The sequence below is a fragment of the Pseudactinotalea suaedae genome (assembly GCF_009733815.1).
GTDB lineage: Bacteria > Actinomycetota > Actinomycetes > Actinomycetales > Beutenbergiaceae > Pseudactinotalea > Pseudactinotalea suaedae.
On record NZ_WNXY01000001.1, the window covers coordinates 1 to 16,411 of the forward strand.

The window sequence follows — 16,411 nt, forward strand, 5'->3', positions numbered from 1 at the left end:
CGGCCCCGCCCCCAGGCGGCGGGGCAGGAGTGGTTCGGCGCGGCTGAGCAGCGTCCTCAAGCACGCCGGGCTGATCGCCGCCAGCCTGGTGATGATCTACCCGTTGGTGTGGATGCTGGTGTCCTCGTTGCGGCCCACGGAGGTGATCTTCCGGACCCCGGGGTTGTGGCTGAACGAGCTCTACATCGAGAACTACATCCAGGGCTGGACCGCGCTGGCCCGGCCGTTCGACTGGTACATCGTCAACTCCGGGATCGTGGTGCTGGGGGCGATCGCGGGGAACCTGATCTCCTGCTCGCTGGCCGCTTACGCCTTCGCCCGGCTGAAGTTCCGGCTCCGGACGCTGTGGTTCGCGATCATGCTGATGACGATCATGCTGCCCTTCCACGTGGTGGTGGTGCCGCAGTACATCGTCTTCAACAACCTGGGCATGGTGAACACGTTCCTGCCGCTGGTGCTGCCCAAGTTCTTGGCCACCGACGCCTTCTTCGTGTTCCTCATGGTCCAGTTCATCCGCGGCATCCCCAAGGAGCTGGACGAGGCCGCCCGCATCGATGGCGCCGGTCACCTGCGCATCTTCGGCCAGGTCATGATCCCGCTGATGATCCCAGCCCTGGCCACCACCGCGATCTTCACCTTCATCTGGACCTGGAGCGACTTCTTCACCTCGCTGATCTACCTGACCAGCCCCGACATGTACACCGTCCCGATCGCCCTGCGATCCTTCCTGGACGCCACCTCCGGCTCCAACTGGGGTGCCATGTTCGCGATGTCCATCGTCTCCCTCGTCCCGATCTTCCTGGCCTTCCTCTTCGGCCAGAAATATCTCGTCAAAGGCATCGCCACCACCGGCGGCAAATAGCCCGGACGCACGACTGCCGCACGAGGACCAGGTCCTCGTGCGGCAGTCGTCGTCGCGTCGGTCAGGCGGGGACGGCCGCCGTGGCCAGCAGCTCGGTGAGGACCACGCCCTCGGCAGCGGGCAGGTCAAGACCCAGCAGCGCGGCGAACGTCGGTGCCTCGTCCAGCATGCTGCGCCGGCCCGCGTCCGCACCGGGTGCGAAGTCCGGACCGGTGCCGATGAAGACCGGCTGGCCACCGTGGCGCGGTGCGTGACCGTGGTTGCCGAGGTAGGCGGGGAAGTCGTCGTCACCGCGGCGGACCACCGGACGCCGGTCCAGCAGCATCCCGACGATCACACCCGGCTCGGACTCGACCACGTAGTCGAAGGGACCGTCCAACCCGTAGTCGCGCAACGTCTCCTGCGAGGTCCAGATCTTCTCGATCCGGTACTCCGGCGTGCTCTCGATCTCGGCGAGCAACGCCTCGACCTCGGCGCGGCGCTCCGCCGTCAGGTCCTCGGCGAGGAACAGCTGCCCGGACAGGCCTGCGCCGAGGCAGAACACGTCGTAGTCGGCCAGCTTGCGCTCGGTGTCGAGCCGCAGGAAGCCACGCTCGGCGAAGATCACGTTGAGGTTGGTGTGCTGCTCGGTGTCCACGTGCCCGTGGTCGGAGACCAGCACGATGTTGGTCGTCTCGAGGTCGCCGTTGTCGGACAGCGCCTTGAGGTAGGAGCCGAGCGTGACGTCCACCTCCCGCAGCGCCTGCTCGACGTGCGGCCCGTAGCTGCCGCCGGCGTGCCGGGCCGAGTCGACCTCGACGAGGTGGACGAACATCACGTCCGGGCGCTCGTTGCGCAGGATCTGCTCCGAGACGTGGTTGACGAACGGGAAGTAGTTCCGCTTCGGCTCCCGGATCACCACCCGATCCAGGTTCGGCAGGATGTACCGCTCGAGGGACGCCTCGTCGGTGGTCTGCCGGTACTGGTCCTCGAGGCCCTCGAACACCTGGGGGCTGGCGATCTCGGGCACCAGCCAGTCGATGTTCTGCTCGTTGGCGGTCACGGGCCACTGCACCGCGGCGACCGTGAGTCCCGCGGCCTTGGCCGCCTCGAAGAGGGTCGGGACCTTGATCGCCCTGGAGTCCCAGAACCACTCCGACCTGTCGCCCTTCCCGGGCTGGAACTGGAGGTTGTTGAAGATCCCGCTCCGAGCCGGCGGGCAGCCGGTGGTCTGCGCCGTGTGGTTGGGGTAGGTGACCGAGGGGTAGATGCCCTCGATCTCGGCGACCGCCGCGCGCTCCAGGATCTGAGCGAACGCCGGCAGGGTCCGTGCGAAGGGGATGTCGTCGACGTGCATCGCGTCGACCGACACCACCAGCAGCTTGTGCTGTGTCATGTCTGTCCTGCTCTCTGTTCAGGGGTGGGCAGGCTCAGGCGATCCCGAGGGCCTCGAGGTCGTCCCGGTTGTCCTCGAGGACGCCCTCGAGCTCGCCCCGCAGCGTGTCGATCGTGGCCTGCACATCGGCGTCGTCGCCCGTGAGAGTGGCGAACGCCTGACCCAGGGCCTGGACGCCGGCCTGGAACCAGAGCGCAGGTGCGACGGTCTGCGCGTTCTCGAGCTGGTCGATCGCCACCGTGAAGTTCGGGTTGGACGCGTGCAGCTCCTGGACCTCGGGCTCGTCCCGAGCAGCCGTGACGATCGGCACGTAGCCGGAGTTCATGTGGTACCAACCGGACATCTCCGGGGTCCCGAGAAACTTGAGCAGCTCGGCGGTCGCGTCCTGGCGCTCCTGCGAGTCGGTCTTGACCAGCGAGAACCCGGAGCCGCCCGTCGGCACCCGCGGCGGCTGGTTGACCTCGCCCGGCATGAACGCGGCGCCCAGCTCGAAGTCGACCGCGTCGGTGAGGCCGCGCATCGACGCCGTCGAGCCGTGCACCGCGGTGACGAGACCGGTCTGGAAGTCGGTGTGCGCGGCCTGAGCCTGGTAGGCGTGCCCGTCGACATGGACCCACTCCTTGGCGAAGGTCATCAGGTCCTGCACCGGGGCCTCCTCGGGCATCACGGTGAAGCCGTCGGCCCACTGGCCGTCGAACGCCCACAGCCAGGAGGAGGCGAACCAGGCGTCGTCGGCGCCGTAGGCGAAGGTCTTGACCGGCTGCCCGGAGGAGGTCAGCGAGGCGATCTCCGGTCCGAACTCACGCAGCTGGGACCAGGTGTACTGGGTGTCGACCGGAAGGCCGAGCTCGGAGAACGCCGTCTTGTTGTAGTAGAACAGCGGCGTCGAGCGCGCGAAGGGGACCACGTAGGTCTCCTCGCCCGCCTTGCCCTCGCCGATGTAGTTCTGCAGGTAGATGTCGAGGTTCCACTCGTCCGTGAAGTGCGGGTCCAGCGGGGTCAGTGCACCGGCGAAGTAGAACTGGAGCCACTGCAGCTCCGGGAAGCAGACCATGTCCGGGACCGCCTTGGCCTGCAGTGCCGCGGTGAACTGGGTGTTGAGGTCGGCGTAGCCGCCGACCGACTCGACCGCTGCGTAGATGTCGCTCTGCGAGTCGTTGAACATCGTGAAGGCCTCGGCCAGCACGTCGAACAGCGCACCGGTCCACGGGGCCCAGAACAGGATGTTGGTCCGGCCCTGGTACTGCGAGGGGATCTCGCCGAGCGCGGCCTGCTTCATGTCGGCACGGAGGTTGCTGCCGGAGCCACCGGCGTCACCGCCCCCGCCGGACGAGCCGCTCGAGGTGGGGACGGTGCATGCGGCGAGGGCCGCAGCACCGGCGCCCATGCCCAGCACGGTGAGCAGGCGGCGGCGGGAGAGCGTGAGGTCAGGCATGGGGACTCCTTGTTGGGGATGGAAACATCGGTGGAAGGGGAGGCGGGGAGGGCGCGTGGTCAGCCCTTGAGGGCGCCCGAGACGATGCCGCCGACGATGCGGCGCTGGGCGAGGAAGAACACGACGAGCATCGGCAGCGCGACGATGACGGTGCCGGCCATCACCGGACCCCAGGAGTCGTAGCCCTCCTGGCTGCGCAGGAACATCAGCCCGATCGGAAGGGTGCGCATGTCCGCCGTGGAGGTCACGATCAGCGGCCACACGAAGTCGTTCCACTTGCCGATCATCACGATCAGGGTCGCGGTGAGGATCATCGGCTGGCAGATCGGGGCGACGACGTTCCACATGCGTCGGACATGGCCCGCGCCGTCGATCTTCGCTGCGTCGACGAGCTCACCGGGCACCTGACGCATCTGCTGGTAGATCAGGAACATCGCGAACGCGGACCCGATGCCGGGCAGGATCAGGCCCTGGTAGGTGTTCAACCACCCCAGGCCGGCGACCGTGATGTAGTTGACGAGCAGCGTGATGTGGCCGGGCAGCATCAGCGAGCCGACCATCACGGCGAAGATCAGCATCTTGCCGCGGAACCGCACGAAGGCGAACGCGTAGGCCGACAGCAGCGCGACGCCGATCTCGAGCACGGTGCCCACCACGGTGGTGATGACCGAGTTCCGCAGGAACGCGCCGAACGGGGCCGAACGCCACGCCTCGGCGAAGTTGCCCCACTCCAGCGAGCTGGGGATCCACGTCAGCGGGAACGTGTAGATCTCGTTCTCGGGCTTGAGCGAGGAGCTGAACAACCAGTAGATCGGGACCGCGAACACCGCGAAGACGAAGCCCAGCAGGATGTACAGGGCGATGGCCGCAGAGCGGGAGCGGCGTGGCGCCCTGCGACGGTCCCGTTCCGGGCGGATCCCCGTACGGGTGCCCTCGTCGGCCTCGGCGGCGGGTGCGGGAACGGCGTCGGCCGGAGCGATCGGCCGTGGCGAGGTGAGCGTCATGAGTAGTGGACCTGCCTCGAGGCGTAACGGGTCTGGACGAGGGTGACGACCAGCAGGAGCACGAACATCACGGTGGCCGTGGCTGCGGAGTTGCCGATGTTGAAGCTCACGAAGGCCTGGTCGTAGATCAGCCACGGCAGCGTGGTGCTCGACGTCCCGGGCCCGCCGCCCGTCAGCGTGGCGATGATGTCGAACGTCTGGGCCGCCGCGATGATCCCGGTGACCGTGAGGAAGAACGTGATCGGGCTGAGCAGCGGCAGCGTCATGTGCCTGAACAGCTTCCAGCCGCGCGCCCCGTCGAGCGAGGCGGCCTCGAAGATGTCCTTGGGCAGGTCGAGGATCGCGGCGTAGTAGATGATCGCGACGAACCCGAGCCGCTGCCACGCCGAGGCGATGATGATGGCCCAGAGCGAGAAGTCGGAGGTGGTGGTCCACCGGGGCGAGTCGGCGCCGAACATCTCGAAGAACCAGCGGCTCAGACCGTAGTTCGGGTCGAAGAGGAAGAGCCAGAGCACACCGACCGCCGCGCCGGGGAGCATGTGCGGTGCGAACGCGATCGTGCGCACGACGCCGCTGAAGCGGAGCCGCTGCGCGAGCAGGCCACCGATCGCGAGGCCACCCACCATGGTGCCGGCGACCGTGAACAGCACGAAGAGCGCCGTGTTGGTGAGCGCCTCCATCAGCAGCGAGCCCGGCTGGAAGAGGTCGACGTAGTTCTCGAGGCCGACCAGCACCGGCGCGGGCTGCACGAAGTCCCAGTCGGTGAAGCTGAGCACGAGGTTGTACAGCGTCGGGTAGTAGCCGAACACGACGATCGCGGCGAGGTTCGGGATGATGAGGGCCCAGAACAGCAACCCCTCACGCATCAGCATGCGGGTACGCACCGCTGACCTTCGTCGAGCAGGTGGGGGAGCGAGCGCGGTCATTCCTGATAGCTCCGTCGGGTCGCGGGTGAGCAGTCGGCCAGGGACTAGGCAAGACCTGCCCGGTGGCCGCCAACCCACCGCGACGTGACGAGCAGGTGGCGGTGTGGCGAAGCCCATATGACCTGGCCCGCGCGGTGCGGCGGCGTAGTATGAGGGCCACAGGCATCGACCCGGCCATCACCGGCGAGCCTCCGGAAGAACGGCGCTCTCGACACCTCTCGCCCTGCGAGAGGTGGGGCGGGTGCCCAGTAGAACCGGACGGGGCAGGCCCGTCACAGCCGTCGTGGAGTGGTCACGCCACCCGAAGCACAACCGGGTGAGCGGGGCAAGCGAGGTGGTACCGCGGTTCGCTCACGGGCGGGTCGTCCTCGCGGACGACGCCCGACCACCCGCTCCCAGAGGACCACACGATGGCCAGCACCTACCCCCGCCACCGCGATGCCAGCCCGGCCACACCGCCGTCGGACGAGGGCGTCGTCAGCTCACCGAACCTGCCCGAGCTCGAGGAGAACGTCCTCGCGTTCTGGAAGGCCGACGGCACCTTCCAGGCCTCGATCGACGCCCGGCCGGCCGGTGACAACGGGTCGAACGAGTTCGTCTTCTACGACGGGCCGCCCTACGCGAACGGTCTCCCGCACTACGGTCACCTCCTCACCGGCTACACCAAGGACGTCGTGCCGCGGTTCCAGACGATGCTGGGGCGCCGGGTGGAGCGCCGGTTCGGGTGGGACACCCACGGGCTGCCGGTCGAGCTCGAGACCGAGCGGCTGCTCGGCATCACCGACAAGGCCCAGATCGACGAGATGGGGATCGAGGCGTTCAACGCCGCCTGCCGCGACTCGGTGTCCCGCTACACCGGCGAGTGGGAGGAGTACGTCACCCGGCAGGCGCGCTGGGTGGACTTCGAGAACGACTACCGCACGCTCGAGCCCTGGTACATGGAGTCGGTGATCTGGGCGTTCAAGCGGCTGTACGACAAGGGGCTGGCCTACCAGGGCTACCGCGTGCTGCCGTACTGCTGGCGCGACCAGACGCCGCTGTCCAACCACGAGCTCCGGATGGACGACGACGTCTACCAGATGCGCCAGGACCCGGCCGTGACGGTCGGGCTGCGCCTGGCCACCGGCGAGCTCGCGCTCGTCTGGACCACGACGCCCTGGACGCTGCCGAGCAACCTCGCGATCGTCGTCGGCCGCGACATCGACTACGTGGTGGTGACCTCGGACGCGACGGGCTCGACCGAGCGTTACGTCCTCGCGGCGGAGCGCCTGCAGGCGTACGCGCGCGAGCTGAAGAACGAGGGAGTCGAGGACGTCGAGGAGCAGGTGGTCGAGCGGCTGAAGGGCGCCGACCTGCTCGAGCGCAGCTACACGCCGCCGTTCTCCTACTACCTCGGTCACAAGAACGCGTTCCGGATCGTCGAGGCCGACTTCGTCACCACCACCGACGGCACCGGCCTGGTCCACACCGCGGGTGCGTTCGGCGAGGACGACAAGGCGGTCACCGACCGCGAGGGCATCGAGGCGGTGATGCCGGTCGGCGCGGACGGCAGGTTCACCGAGCCGGTCCTGGACTACGCGGATCAGCTCGTGTTCGACGCCAACGCGCCGATCATCGCCGACCTCAAGCGCGCGACCCGGGGCGAGACCGCCTCGTCGGTGACGCCCGGCACCGTGCTGCTGCGGCAGGAGACCTACGACCACTCCTACCCGCACTGCTGGCGGTGCCGCAACCCGTTGATCTACAAGGGCGTCGAGTCCTGGTTCATCCGGGTCACCGAGTTCAAGGACCGCCTGGTCGAGCTCAACCAGGAGATCACCTGGGTGCCCGACCACATCAAGGACGGGCAGTTCGGCACGTGGCTCGAGAACGCACGCGACTGGTCGGTCTCGCGGAACCGCTACTGGGGCACCCCGATCCCGGTCTGGATGAGCGACGACCCCGAGTACCCGCGCATCGAGGTCTACGGCAGCTTCGCCGAGCTCGAGGAGGCCTTCGGCGTACCGGTCACCGACCTGCACCGGCCCTTCATCGACGAGCTGACGCGGCCGAACCCGGATGATCCGACCGGGCGCTCCACCATGCGCCGCATCCCGGACATCCTCGACGTGTGGTTCGACTCCGGGTCGATGCCGTTCGCGCAGGTGCACTACCCGTTCGAGAACCAGGACTGGTTCGAGCACCACTACCCGGGCGACTTCATCGTGGAGTACATCGGCCAGACCCGCGGGTGGTTCTACACGATGCACGTGCTGGCGACCGCGCTGTTCGACCGGCAGGCGTTCCAGACCTGCATCAGCCACGGGATCGTGCTGGGCGACGACGGCCGCAAGGCCAGCAAGTCGCTGCGCAACTTCCCCGACCCGTACGCGATGTGGAACACCTACGGCTCCGACGCCGTCCGGCTCTCGCTCATGGGGTCGCCGGTGCTGCGCGGCGGCAACCTCATCGTCGCGGAGGAGTCGATCCGCGAGCAGGTGCGCGGTGTGCTGCTGCCGCTGTGGAACACCTGGTACTTCTTCTCGCTGTACGCCAACACCGTGGCCGACGGCGAAGGTTACGTCGCGGCGGCGCCCTCGCCCGGGTCCGTGGCCGACCTGGACGAGCTCGACCGCTACGTGCTCGCCAAGACGCGCGCGTTCGCCGATGCCGCGAAGGCGGATCTCGAGGCGTACGACATCCCGGGTGCGGTGCAGAGGCTGAAGGACCACCTCGACGTCGTCACGAACTGGTACGTGCGGAACTCCCGTGACCGCTTCTGGGCCGAGGACGCCGAGGCCTACGACACCCTCTTCACGGTGCTCGAGGTGACGTGCCGCGTCGCGGCGCCGCTGGCGCCGATGGTGACCGAGGAGATCTGGCGCGGTCTGACGGGGCAGCGGTCGGTGCACCTGACCGACTGGCCCGACGCCGACAGCAGCGAGGACGCCACCGCGACGGCGCTCGTGGCCGACGAGGCGCTCGTGGCGGCCATGGACGCCGTGCGCGAGGTCGTCAGCACGGCCCACGGGCTGCGCAAGGCCAACAAGCTGCGGGTGCGGCAGCCGCTGCGCTCGCTCGTGGTCGCGGTGCCCGAGCCGGCGGCGCTGCAGCCCTTCGCCGACCTGATCGCCGACGAGGTCAACCTCAAGGAGGTGCGGCTGGTCAGCGAGGCGGAGACGCCGGCGGCCAGGTATGGCCTGGTCACCACCCTGCAGGTCAACGCCCGGGCGGCGGGACCGCGGCTCGGCAAGGACGTGCAGAAGGTCATCCAGGCGGCGCGGGCAGGCAGCTGGGAGCAGACCGAGGCGGGGGTGCTCGCCGGCGGCGTCGCGCTGCAGGAGGGCGAGTACTCCCTCGTCACCAAGGTGGAGGACCGCTTCGGCGACTCGATCGCGGCCGCGGTGCTTCCCGGTGGCGGGTTCGTGGTGCTCGATCTCGCGCTGGACGACGAGCTGCTCGGCGATGGTTACGCACGCGACGTGGTCCGCCAGGTGCAGGACGCCCGCAAGGCGGCCGGCCTGCACGTGGCCGACCGGATCACGCTCCGGCTCTCCGTCCCGGGGACGTGGGCGCAGGCGGTCGCTGATCGGTCCGCCTTCATCGGCGAGGAGACGCTCGCGCTCCAGGTCGCGGTCGAGGCCTCACCGATGGTCGTCGACGGCGATGGTGACGGCGTCGATGACCGGACGGTCGGCATCGAGCTCATCAAGGTGGCGCAGTCATGAGCAAGGAGGCCGGCGTGAGCTCCGCCGTCGAGAAGGAAGCGCACGAGATCTACCGTGCGATCCTGCGGCGCGCGCCCGAGCACAAGATCGAGCCCACGATCGCGCGGGTCGCGACCTTGCTCGACCTGCTCGGGTCGCCGCAGCGCAGCTTCCGTGCGATCCACCTGACCGGGACGAACGGCAAGACGTCGACCGCGCGGATGACCGAGCGGTTGCTGCGGGAGACCGGGCTGCGGACCGGCAGGTTCACGTCCCCGCACCTGCACGACGTCCGCGAACGGATCGCGATCGACGGCGAGTCGATCAGCGCCGAGCAGTTCGTGGCGACCTGGCACGACATCGAGCCGTACGTCGCGATGGTCGACGCGGACCTCGAGGCCTCCGGGCAGGCGCAGCTGAACTTCTTCGAGGTGCTCACGGCGCTCGGGTTCGCGGCGTTCGCCGACGCACCGGTGGAGGTCGCCGTCGTCGAGGTGGGCATGGGCGGGGAGTGGGACTCCACCAACACCCTCGACGCCGAGGTCGCGATCTTCACCCCGATCGCGCGCGACCACGAACGCTGGCTGGGCCACAGCATCACCGAGATCGCGACCGTGAAGTCCGGCATCATCAAGGCGACCGAGCCGGACCAGGTGGTCGTCACGGCGTCGCAGTCCGAGGACGCGGCCGTGGTGATCGCCGACGCCGCCAGGCAGCGCCACGCCCGCGTCGTGGCCGAGGGCTTCGACATCGACGTGGCGAACCGGGTGGTCGCTGTCGGCGGTCAGCTGATCGACCTCCGAGGAACCGGCGGCCTGTACACCGAGATCTTCCTGCCCCTGCACGGCCAGCACCAGGCGCACAACGCGCTGCTGGCGCTGGTCGCCGTCGAGCAGTTCTTCGGTGGCGGTGCCCTCGACGGCGCGGTGGTCGAGACCGCGTTCGCCGACGTCACCTCGCCAGGGCGGCTCGAGGTGGTGCGGCGCAGCCCGACCGTGCTGGTCGACGCCGCGCACAACCCCAGCGGCACCGAGGCTCTCGTGGACGCGCTCGACGAGGCGTTCGCGTTCTCGCGGCTCGTCGGCGTCGTCGGCGTGATGAACGACAAGGACGCCGAGGGCATCCTCGCGGTCCTGGAGCCCGTGCTGCCCGAGATCGTGGTCACCCAGGCGAGCCTCGATCGCGCGATGCCCGCCGACGAGCTCGCCGAGCTCGCGCGCGAGGTGTTCGGGGAGGACCGCGTGCACGTGCAGCCCTCGCTGCCGGACGCGATCTCGATGGCCGCCGACCTGGCCGAGCAGGGTGACGACGACCGGATCGGCAGCGGCACGGGTGTCCTCGTGGCCGGTTCGGTGATCCTCGCGGCCGAGGCGCGTGCCGTGTTCGGCCGCGACAAGAGCTGACCCGCCCGCCTCGCTACTTGATGCCGGTTGTGGCGATGCCCTTGACCAGGTAGCGCTGACCGACCAGGAACGCCAGGAACAGCGGCAGCAGCGAGACCACCGACATCGCGAACATCGCGCCGTAGTTGGACGTCGACTGCGCATCGATGAACCCCTTGAGCGCCACCGACACCGTGAAGTTCTCGCGCGTGCGCAGGTAGATCAGTGGACCGAAGAAGTCGCCCCACGTCCAGATGAACGTGAAGATCGTGGTGGTCGCGAGGGCGGGCACCATCAACGGCAGCGTGATGCCGCCGTAGATCCGGATGTGCCCGGCGCCGTCGATGCGTGCCGCCTCGAAGAGCTCGCGCGGCAACCCCCGGATGAACTGCACCATGAGGAACACGAAGAACGAGTCGAGCGCGAGGAACTTCGGGACCACCAGCGGCAGGAAGGTCTCGAGCCAGCCCAGCTCGCGGAAGATGATGAACTGCGGCACGAGCACGACGTGGAACGGCAGCATGATCGTGCCGAGCATGACTGCGAAGTAGAGGTTGCGACCCGCGAACCGCAGCCGGGCGAAGGCGTAGGCGGCGAGCGAGCAGGACACCAGGTTCCCGACGATGGCGCCCAGCGACAGGATCGCCGAGTTGGCCAGGAAGCGGCTGAACGGAAGCTGCTGCGAGGTCCAGCCGTGCACGTAGTTGTCGAGGGTCAGGTCGGTGGTGAAGATGCTGAGATCGGTGAAGATCGTCGCGTTGGGCTTGAAGGAGGACACGACCAGCCAGAGCAGCGGGTAGATCATCAGCAGGGAGAGCGCGATCAGACCGACGTGCTTGAGCGTCGATCGGGGCCGTGACGTCCTCATGCTGCCCTCCTCGACCCACGGCCTCGCCGCCTGTCCACACCTGAGTCCTCCTCGTAGAAGACCCAGAACTTCGAGAACCAGAAGTTGAACGCCGTGAAGGCCGCGATGATCAGCAGCAGGAACCACGCCATCGCGGACGCGTAGCCCATCTCCAGCTCCGTGAAGGCCTGCTGGTACAGGTAGAGCGTGAAGAACATGGTCGAGTCGGAGGGCCCGCCCGTCCCGCCCGAGACGATGTAGGCCTGCGTGAAGGACTGGAACGCGAAGATGATCTGCAGCACCAGGTTGAAGAAGATGATGGGGGTGAGCAGCGGGAACGTGATCGAGACGAACCGGCGGAGCTTGCCGGCACCGTCGACCTGGGCGGCCTCGTAGTACATCTCCGGAATCTGCCGGAGGCCCGCGAGGAAGATGATCATCGGGGACCCGAACGTCCACACGTGCAGGATGATGATCGTCAGCAGCGCGTAGTCGGGATGCGAGATCCAGCCGGGTCCCTCGATCCCGAGCAGCGCGAGGAACGCGTTGACGATGCCTTCCTTGCCGAACACCTGACGCCACAGGATGGCGATCGCCACCGAGCCGCCGAGCAGGCTCGGGAGGTAGAAGATCGACCGGTAGATCGCCAGCCCGCGCATCCCCTTGTCGAGCAGCATCGCGACGCCGAGCGCCAGCGCCAGCTGCAGCGGCACCGAGACGATCACGTAGACGAGCGTGACCCGCAGGGAGTTCCAGAGCCGCTCGTCCTCGATCATGCGGACGATGTTGTCCAGGCCGGCCCAGGTGGGCGGCTGCAGCAGGTTGTAGTCCGTGAACGCCAGGAACAGCGAGGCGATCATCGGACCGATCGTGAAGGCCAGCACGCCGATAAACCAGGGGATGAGGAACAGGTGTCCCGCGAGGTTGTCGGGATGGCGGACCTTGGCTGCGGGCGTCCCGCCGCGCTCGCGTCGGCGCGCCAGGCGCCGCAGCTCACCGATGCTGCTCACGAGACCTCCTCGTCGTCGTGCCGCGCTCGTGCAAGCGCATTCTCGAAGGCGCCCAGTATCACCACGAACCGACGGAGCCGTCAACAGATACGTCGGAGGTGCTGCGATATCAACGTTTGCAGTCTTCCCGGCTGGTATCCCGGTCGCCCTCAGCGAACCCGTTGACAGCCTCCATCGGCGCTGTTACGGTCCGCTGCAAGCGATTTCTGAGAATCCGCTTTCACGATGGCGTGACGCAGCGAGGCAGTCGCGCCCACGACGATCGAAGAGAGACAGCAATGACGCGATCTGCACATCACTCGATCACGACTGCGGTCGTCGCAGGTGCGGCGGCGCTCGCGCTCGTGGCCTGCTCCGGAGGGTCCGGTGGGACCGGCGGAGACGCCGACGAGGTCGAGACCGATCAGCCCGTCGAGCTCCACATCGCCTGGTGGGGCAACGACGCCCGCGCCGCCATCATGGCCGAGGCGATCGACCTGTTCGAGGCCGAGTACCCGAACATCACCGTCGTCGAGGAACCGGTCGGTGCACCCGACGACCTGTTCAACCGGCTCGCCACGGACTTCGCGTCCGGTACCGCTCCGGACGTGTTCGCGCTCGGGGGAGCCAAGCCTCAGGAGTACGGCGCCGCCGGCGCGCTGCTCGACCTGGCCACGGTCTCCGACCAGCTGCCGACCGACGCGTACCCCGAGTTCACGCTGACCAACGCCGTCGTCGACGAGACGCTGTACGGGCTGCCCACCGGCGGGAACGCGATCGGCGTGCTCGTCAACCCGGCGTTGTTCGAGCAGGCAGGTGTCCCGCTGCCCGAGCCCGACTGGACGTGGGAGGACTTCGTCGGCATCGCCAACGAGATCTCGGCCAACGCCGGCGACGACGTCGTGGGGCTGGACCTGCGGCTGCAGGACATCCTCGGCACCTATGTGGCGCAGTACACCGAGACCGGGATCTACGACTGGGAGGGCCGGCTGGCGGTCGAGGCCGACGTCATCCAGCAGTGGTACGACATGGAGGTGGGCCTCGTCGCCGACGGCGGGTTGCCCGATCCCTCGGTGATCGTCGAGCACTGGAACGTCACGCCCGACCTCAGCCTGTTCGGGACGGGCCGCGCGGCGATGGCCTTCAGCTACAGCAACCAGATCGCGGCCTACCAGGCCGGCGCGGGCAGCGACATCGAGATCCTCACACCGCCGAGCTCGACCGGTGTCTCCGGCGTCGCGGTGCTGCCGTCGCAGTTCTGGGCGATCGCCTCGCAGTCCGAGAACCCTGCGGAGGCGGCGCTGCTGGTCGACTGGCTGCTCAACCAGCCTGCTGCGGCCGAGCTGATCCTGTCGGACCGGGGGCTGCCCTTCAACCCGGACACGCTCGCGGTGGTCGAGCCGTTGCTGGCGCCCGCCGACGCCCAGGCGGCCGCGTACCTCACCGAGGTTCTCGAGATCGGCGTGGTGGCACCTCCGCAGCCCGCCGGCGGCGCGATCCTCAACGAGCTGTCGCAGCGCATCGAGTCGGAGATCCTGTTCGGTCGGGTGACCTCGGCGGAGGGTGCGCAGCAGTGGATCGACGAGCTGTCCGCCTCGTTGGACGGCTGACGCCGCTCGCCCTCACCGCCGGTCCGCCACGTCGCCGGCACTCCGTCGGCGACGTGGCGCCGCGCTCAGCAGTGCCTCGGCGAACCTAAGATGTCGCAGCGCTTGCCCCGCCGGGGACCGGTCAGTACACGAGAGGACGGGCAGTGGTCACGAGACGGCCGGACGCGACCACGATCGCGGAGGTAGCGGCGCGGGCCGGGGTGTCGGCGTCGACCGTGTCGAGGGTCATGAACGGTCGGTTCGCCGGAGACCCGGGGGTCGCCGATCGCGTGCGGGCGGCAGCCAGCGAGCTGCACTACGCCCCGAACCACCTCGCCCGCAGCTTCGCCATGGGCCAGACGAGCGCGATCGCGTTCCTCGTGCCCGACCTGGCGAACCCCTCGTCGCAGGCGGTGCTCGCCGCGCTCAGCTCGGCTGCCGCTGCCGACGGCTACCGCGTGCTCGTGGCCGACTCCGCCGAGTCCGCCACGGACGAGCCGTTGCTCGCCGCCGACATCCGCCGCCGCAGCGACGCGCTCGTGCTGTGCGCGCCTCGCATGTCCGATGCCGAGCTGATCAGGTCCGCCGAGGCGCTCGCACCCGTGGTGCTGCTCAACCGAGCCTGCCCGGGCTTGCCCGCGCCGACGCTGTCGGTCGACTCGCGTGCCGGTTTCGAGCACCTGACCCGCCATCTGTACTCCCTGGGCCACCGGCGGTTCGTGTACGTGGAGGGCCCTGACGGGGTGGCCAACCGCAACCGGATCAACGGCATCGGTGACTTCACGGCGACGGTGGACGACATCAGCCTGGTGCGGGTGCCCGGTGGAGGCACGAGCGAGGACGGTCTGGCCGCCGTGGGTGCGGTGGTCAGCACCGGCGCGACGGCGGCGATGGCGTTCAACGACCTCGTCGCGGTCGGGCTCGTCCACGGGCTGCTCGAGCGCGGCGTCGCCGTGCCCGCGGACGTCTCGGTCACGGGCTTCGACGACATCCCGTTCGCCCGCTTCATGTCGCCCTCGTTGACGACGCAGTCGGTGCCGCACCAGATGCTCGGAGAGCTCGGGTGGGCTCGCATGAGGGCGCTGCTGCGGGAGGACGCCCCCGATCACGACCTGCTGATTCAGCCCCGGCTCGAGGTGCGCCGGTCCACGGCGTCGCCGCCGTCCCCGGCCGGCTGACTCGAGGCCCGCACCACCAGCCGGTGCGGGACCAGGACGTGCCGCCCGGCGCCCTGGTAGCCCATGATCCGCTCGTGCAGCAGTCGCAGCGCCGCCCGTGCGAGCGCCCGCTTGTCGGGGGCGACGCTGCTGAGCTGCGGGTGCGACCACCGGGCTGGTTCGGTGTCGTCCCAGCCCACGACCGCCACGTCCTCGGGGACCCGTCTGCCTGCCCGCAGCAGCGCCCGCAGCGCACCTACCGCGAACCGGTCCTCGCGGCACATCACCGCATCGATCTGCAGCCCGTCCGCCAGCGCTCGGCTCAGAGCGGCCTCGCTCGCCTCGACCGAGTAGTCGGCGCACACCAGCACGCACCTGTCGGCCTGGGGTGTACCCAAGTCGTCCAGACCCTCGTGGTAGCCCTGCAGCCGGGGTGCGGTCGCGTCGCTCAGCTGATCGACGACGGTGCCGAGGAACGCGATCCGGCGACGGCCGGCGTCGACGAGGTGCTGGATCACCGCACGCGCGGCCGCGACGTTGTCGATCATCACGTGGTCGGCAGCCGGTGGCGCGCTCTCGCCGAGAAGCACCAGCGGGAGGTCGCGCGGCAGCGCACCGATCTCCTCCGGGGTCAACCGGACCGGGTGCAGCAGGATCCCGTCGACGACGCCGTTCTGGCTGCTGCCGATCGCCGCGTGCTCGTCGTCCGCCGAGAGCAGCGTCTGCTCCATCAGCACGCGGTACCCGAACTCCGGCGCGGCCTCGGCGACGTGCCGTGCGAGCTCGGCGTAGTAGGGCTGGTCCATCTCCGGGAGCGCGAGCGCGAGCATCCCAGTCCTGCCTGTCGCGAGCCGTCGCGCCGTGAGGTTGGGGCGGTAGCCCAGCTCGTCGATCGATCGCTCCACCCGCGCGCGCATGGCCGGACTGACGTGGGGGTTGTCGTGCACCACGTTGGACACGGTCTTCATCGAGACCCCGGCGTGGGCGGCGACGTCCACGAGGCGCACGCGCGCCTGCGGACCTGGTGGCCTCATCGCCGAACCCTGCACACCTCGGGATGCTACCGAGCGGCGCGTCCGCTTGTGGGAAGTTTTACAGCGCTGTAGCGTCGGCCACACCCAGGTACCGGCGCCTGGGCCACCGGGGAGGCACCCGGGTG

General features: G+C 68.9%; 12 protein-coding genes. 5 read left to right on the plus strand and 7 right to left on the minus strand.

Annotation, left to right across the window (positions count from 1 at the left end):
- Positions 1-862, plus strand: an 862-nt coding sequence (locus GPA04_RS00005) for a carbohydrate ABC transporter permease (RefSeq protein WP_156221078.1), incomplete at its 5' end; no start/stop codon positions are given.
- Positions 863-923: 61 nt separating this feature from the next.
- Here the strand turns inward: GPA04_RS00005 and GPA04_RS00010 are convergent.
- Genes GPA04_RS00010 through GPA04_RS00025 form a run of 4 tightly spaced genes read right to left on the minus strand, consistent with a single transcriptional unit; the run spans position 924 to position 5,560 of the window.
- Positions 924-2,237 carry an alkaline phosphatase family protein gene (locus GPA04_RS00010; protein WP_156221080.1) on the minus strand — a complete coding sequence of 438 codons (1,314 nt, stop codon included), beginning with the start codon at positions 2,235-2,237 and terminating at the stop codon, positions 924-926.
- 34 nt (positions 2,238-2,271) lie between these two features.
- Positions 2,272-3,672: an extracellular solute-binding protein gene (locus GPA04_RS00015; protein ID WP_156221082.1), complete on the minus strand. Its 1,401-nt coding sequence runs from the start codon at positions 3,670-3,672 to the stop codon at positions 2,272-2,274.
- Positions 3,673-3,731: 59 nt separating this feature from the next.
- Complete coding sequence (locus GPA04_RS00020; protein WP_156221084.1) at positions 3,732-4,676, minus strand: carbohydrate ABC transporter permease; 945 nt, start codon at positions 4,674-4,676, stop codon at positions 3,732-3,734.
- Entirely contained in the window at positions 4,673-5,560 is an 888-nt protein-coding gene (locus GPA04_RS00025; protein WP_241680500.1) for a carbohydrate ABC transporter permease, read from the minus strand. The genes GPA04_RS00020 and GPA04_RS00025 overlap by 4 nt, the downstream gene beginning before the upstream one ends.
- A 452-nt stretch (positions 5,561-6,012) precedes the next feature.
- On the opposite strand from GPA04_RS00025, the gene ileS reads away from it, so the two are divergent.
- Positions 6,013-9,309 (plus strand): isoleucine--tRNA ligase, encoded by a 3,297-nt coding sequence (ileS, locus tag GPA04_RS00030; RefSeq protein WP_156221088.1) that lies wholly within the window; start codon positions 6,013-6,015, stop codon positions 9,307-9,309.
- Positions 9,306-10,691, plus strand: coding sequence for a bifunctional folylpolyglutamate synthase/dihydrofolate synthase (locus GPA04_RS00035; protein ID WP_156221090.1), 1,386 nt, complete (start codon positions 9,306-9,308; stop codon positions 10,689-10,691). Before ileS ends, GPA04_RS00035 begins: the two co-directional genes overlap by 4 nt.
- Before the next feature lie 13 nt (positions 10,692-10,704).
- On the opposite strand, the gene GPA04_RS00040 is transcribed toward GPA04_RS00035, so the two are convergent.
- Positions 10,705-11,538 (minus strand): carbohydrate ABC transporter permease, encoded by an 834-nt coding sequence (locus GPA04_RS00040; protein ID WP_156221092.1) that lies wholly within the window; start codon positions 11,536-11,538, stop codon positions 10,705-10,707.
- Positions 11,535-12,527, minus strand: a complete 993-nt coding sequence (locus tag GPA04_RS00045) for a carbohydrate ABC transporter permease (RefSeq protein ID WP_156221094.1) — start codon at positions 12,525-12,527, stop codon at positions 11,535-11,537. The genes GPA04_RS00040 and GPA04_RS00045 overlap by 4 nt, the downstream gene beginning before the upstream one ends.
- A 278-nt stretch (positions 12,528-12,805) precedes the next feature.
- Here GPA04_RS00045 and GPA04_RS00050 point away from each other — a divergent pair, with 278 nt between their 5' ends.
- Entirely contained in the window at positions 12,806-14,116 is a 1,311-nt protein-coding gene (locus tag GPA04_RS00050; RefSeq protein ID WP_156221096.1) for an extracellular solute-binding protein, read from the plus strand.
- A gap of 143 nt (positions 14,117-14,259) precedes the next feature.
- On the plus strand, positions 14,260-15,273 hold the full coding sequence (locus tag GPA04_RS00055) for a LacI family DNA-binding transcriptional regulator (RefSeq protein ID WP_277754259.1): 1,014 nt from the start codon (positions 14,260-14,262) through the stop codon (positions 15,271-15,273).
- Here GPA04_RS00055 and GPA04_RS00060 read toward each other — a convergent pair.
- Positions 15,216-16,286, minus strand: a complete 1,071-nt coding sequence (locus GPA04_RS00060; RefSeq protein WP_156221098.1) for a LacI family DNA-binding transcriptional regulator — start codon at positions 16,284-16,286, stop codon at positions 15,216-15,218. The genes GPA04_RS00055 and GPA04_RS00060 overlap by 58 nt on opposite strands.
- Between the last annotated feature and the right edge of the window lie 125 nt (positions 16,287-16,411).

Excerpts from the sequence above, each read along its gene's own strand:
- GPA04_RS00040 (WP_156221092.1), bottom strand. The coding sequence starts at position 11,538 with ATGAGGACGTCACGGCCCCGATCGACGCTCAAGCACGTCGGTCTGATC.
- GPA04_RS00050 (WP_156221096.1), top strand. The coding sequence starts at position 12,806 with ATGACGCGATCTGCACATCACTCGATCACGACTGCGGTCGTCGCAGGT.
- GPA04_RS00060 (WP_156221098.1), bottom strand. The coding sequence starts at position 16,286 with ATGAGGCCACCAGGTCCGCAGGCGCGCGTGCGCCTCGTGGACGTCGCC.
- ileS (WP_156221088.1), top strand. The coding sequence starts at position 6,013 with ATGGCCAGCACCTACCCCCGCCACCGCGATGCCAGCCCGGCCACACCG.
- GPA04_RS00020 (WP_156221084.1), bottom strand. The coding sequence starts at position 4,676 with ATGACGCTCACCTCGCCACGGCCGATCGCTCCGGCCGACGCCGTTCCC.
- GPA04_RS00015 (WP_156221082.1), bottom strand. The coding sequence starts at position 3,672 with ATGCCTGACCTCACGCTCTCCCGCCGCCGCCTGCTCACCGTGCTGGGC.
- GPA04_RS00035 (WP_156221090.1), top strand. The coding sequence starts at position 9,306 with ATGAGCAAGGAGGCCGGCGTGAGCTCCGCCGTCGAGAAGGAAGCGCAC.
- GPA04_RS00010 (WP_156221080.1), bottom strand. The coding sequence starts at position 2,237 with ATGACACAGCACAAGCTGCTGGTGGTGTCGGTCGACGCGATGCACGTC.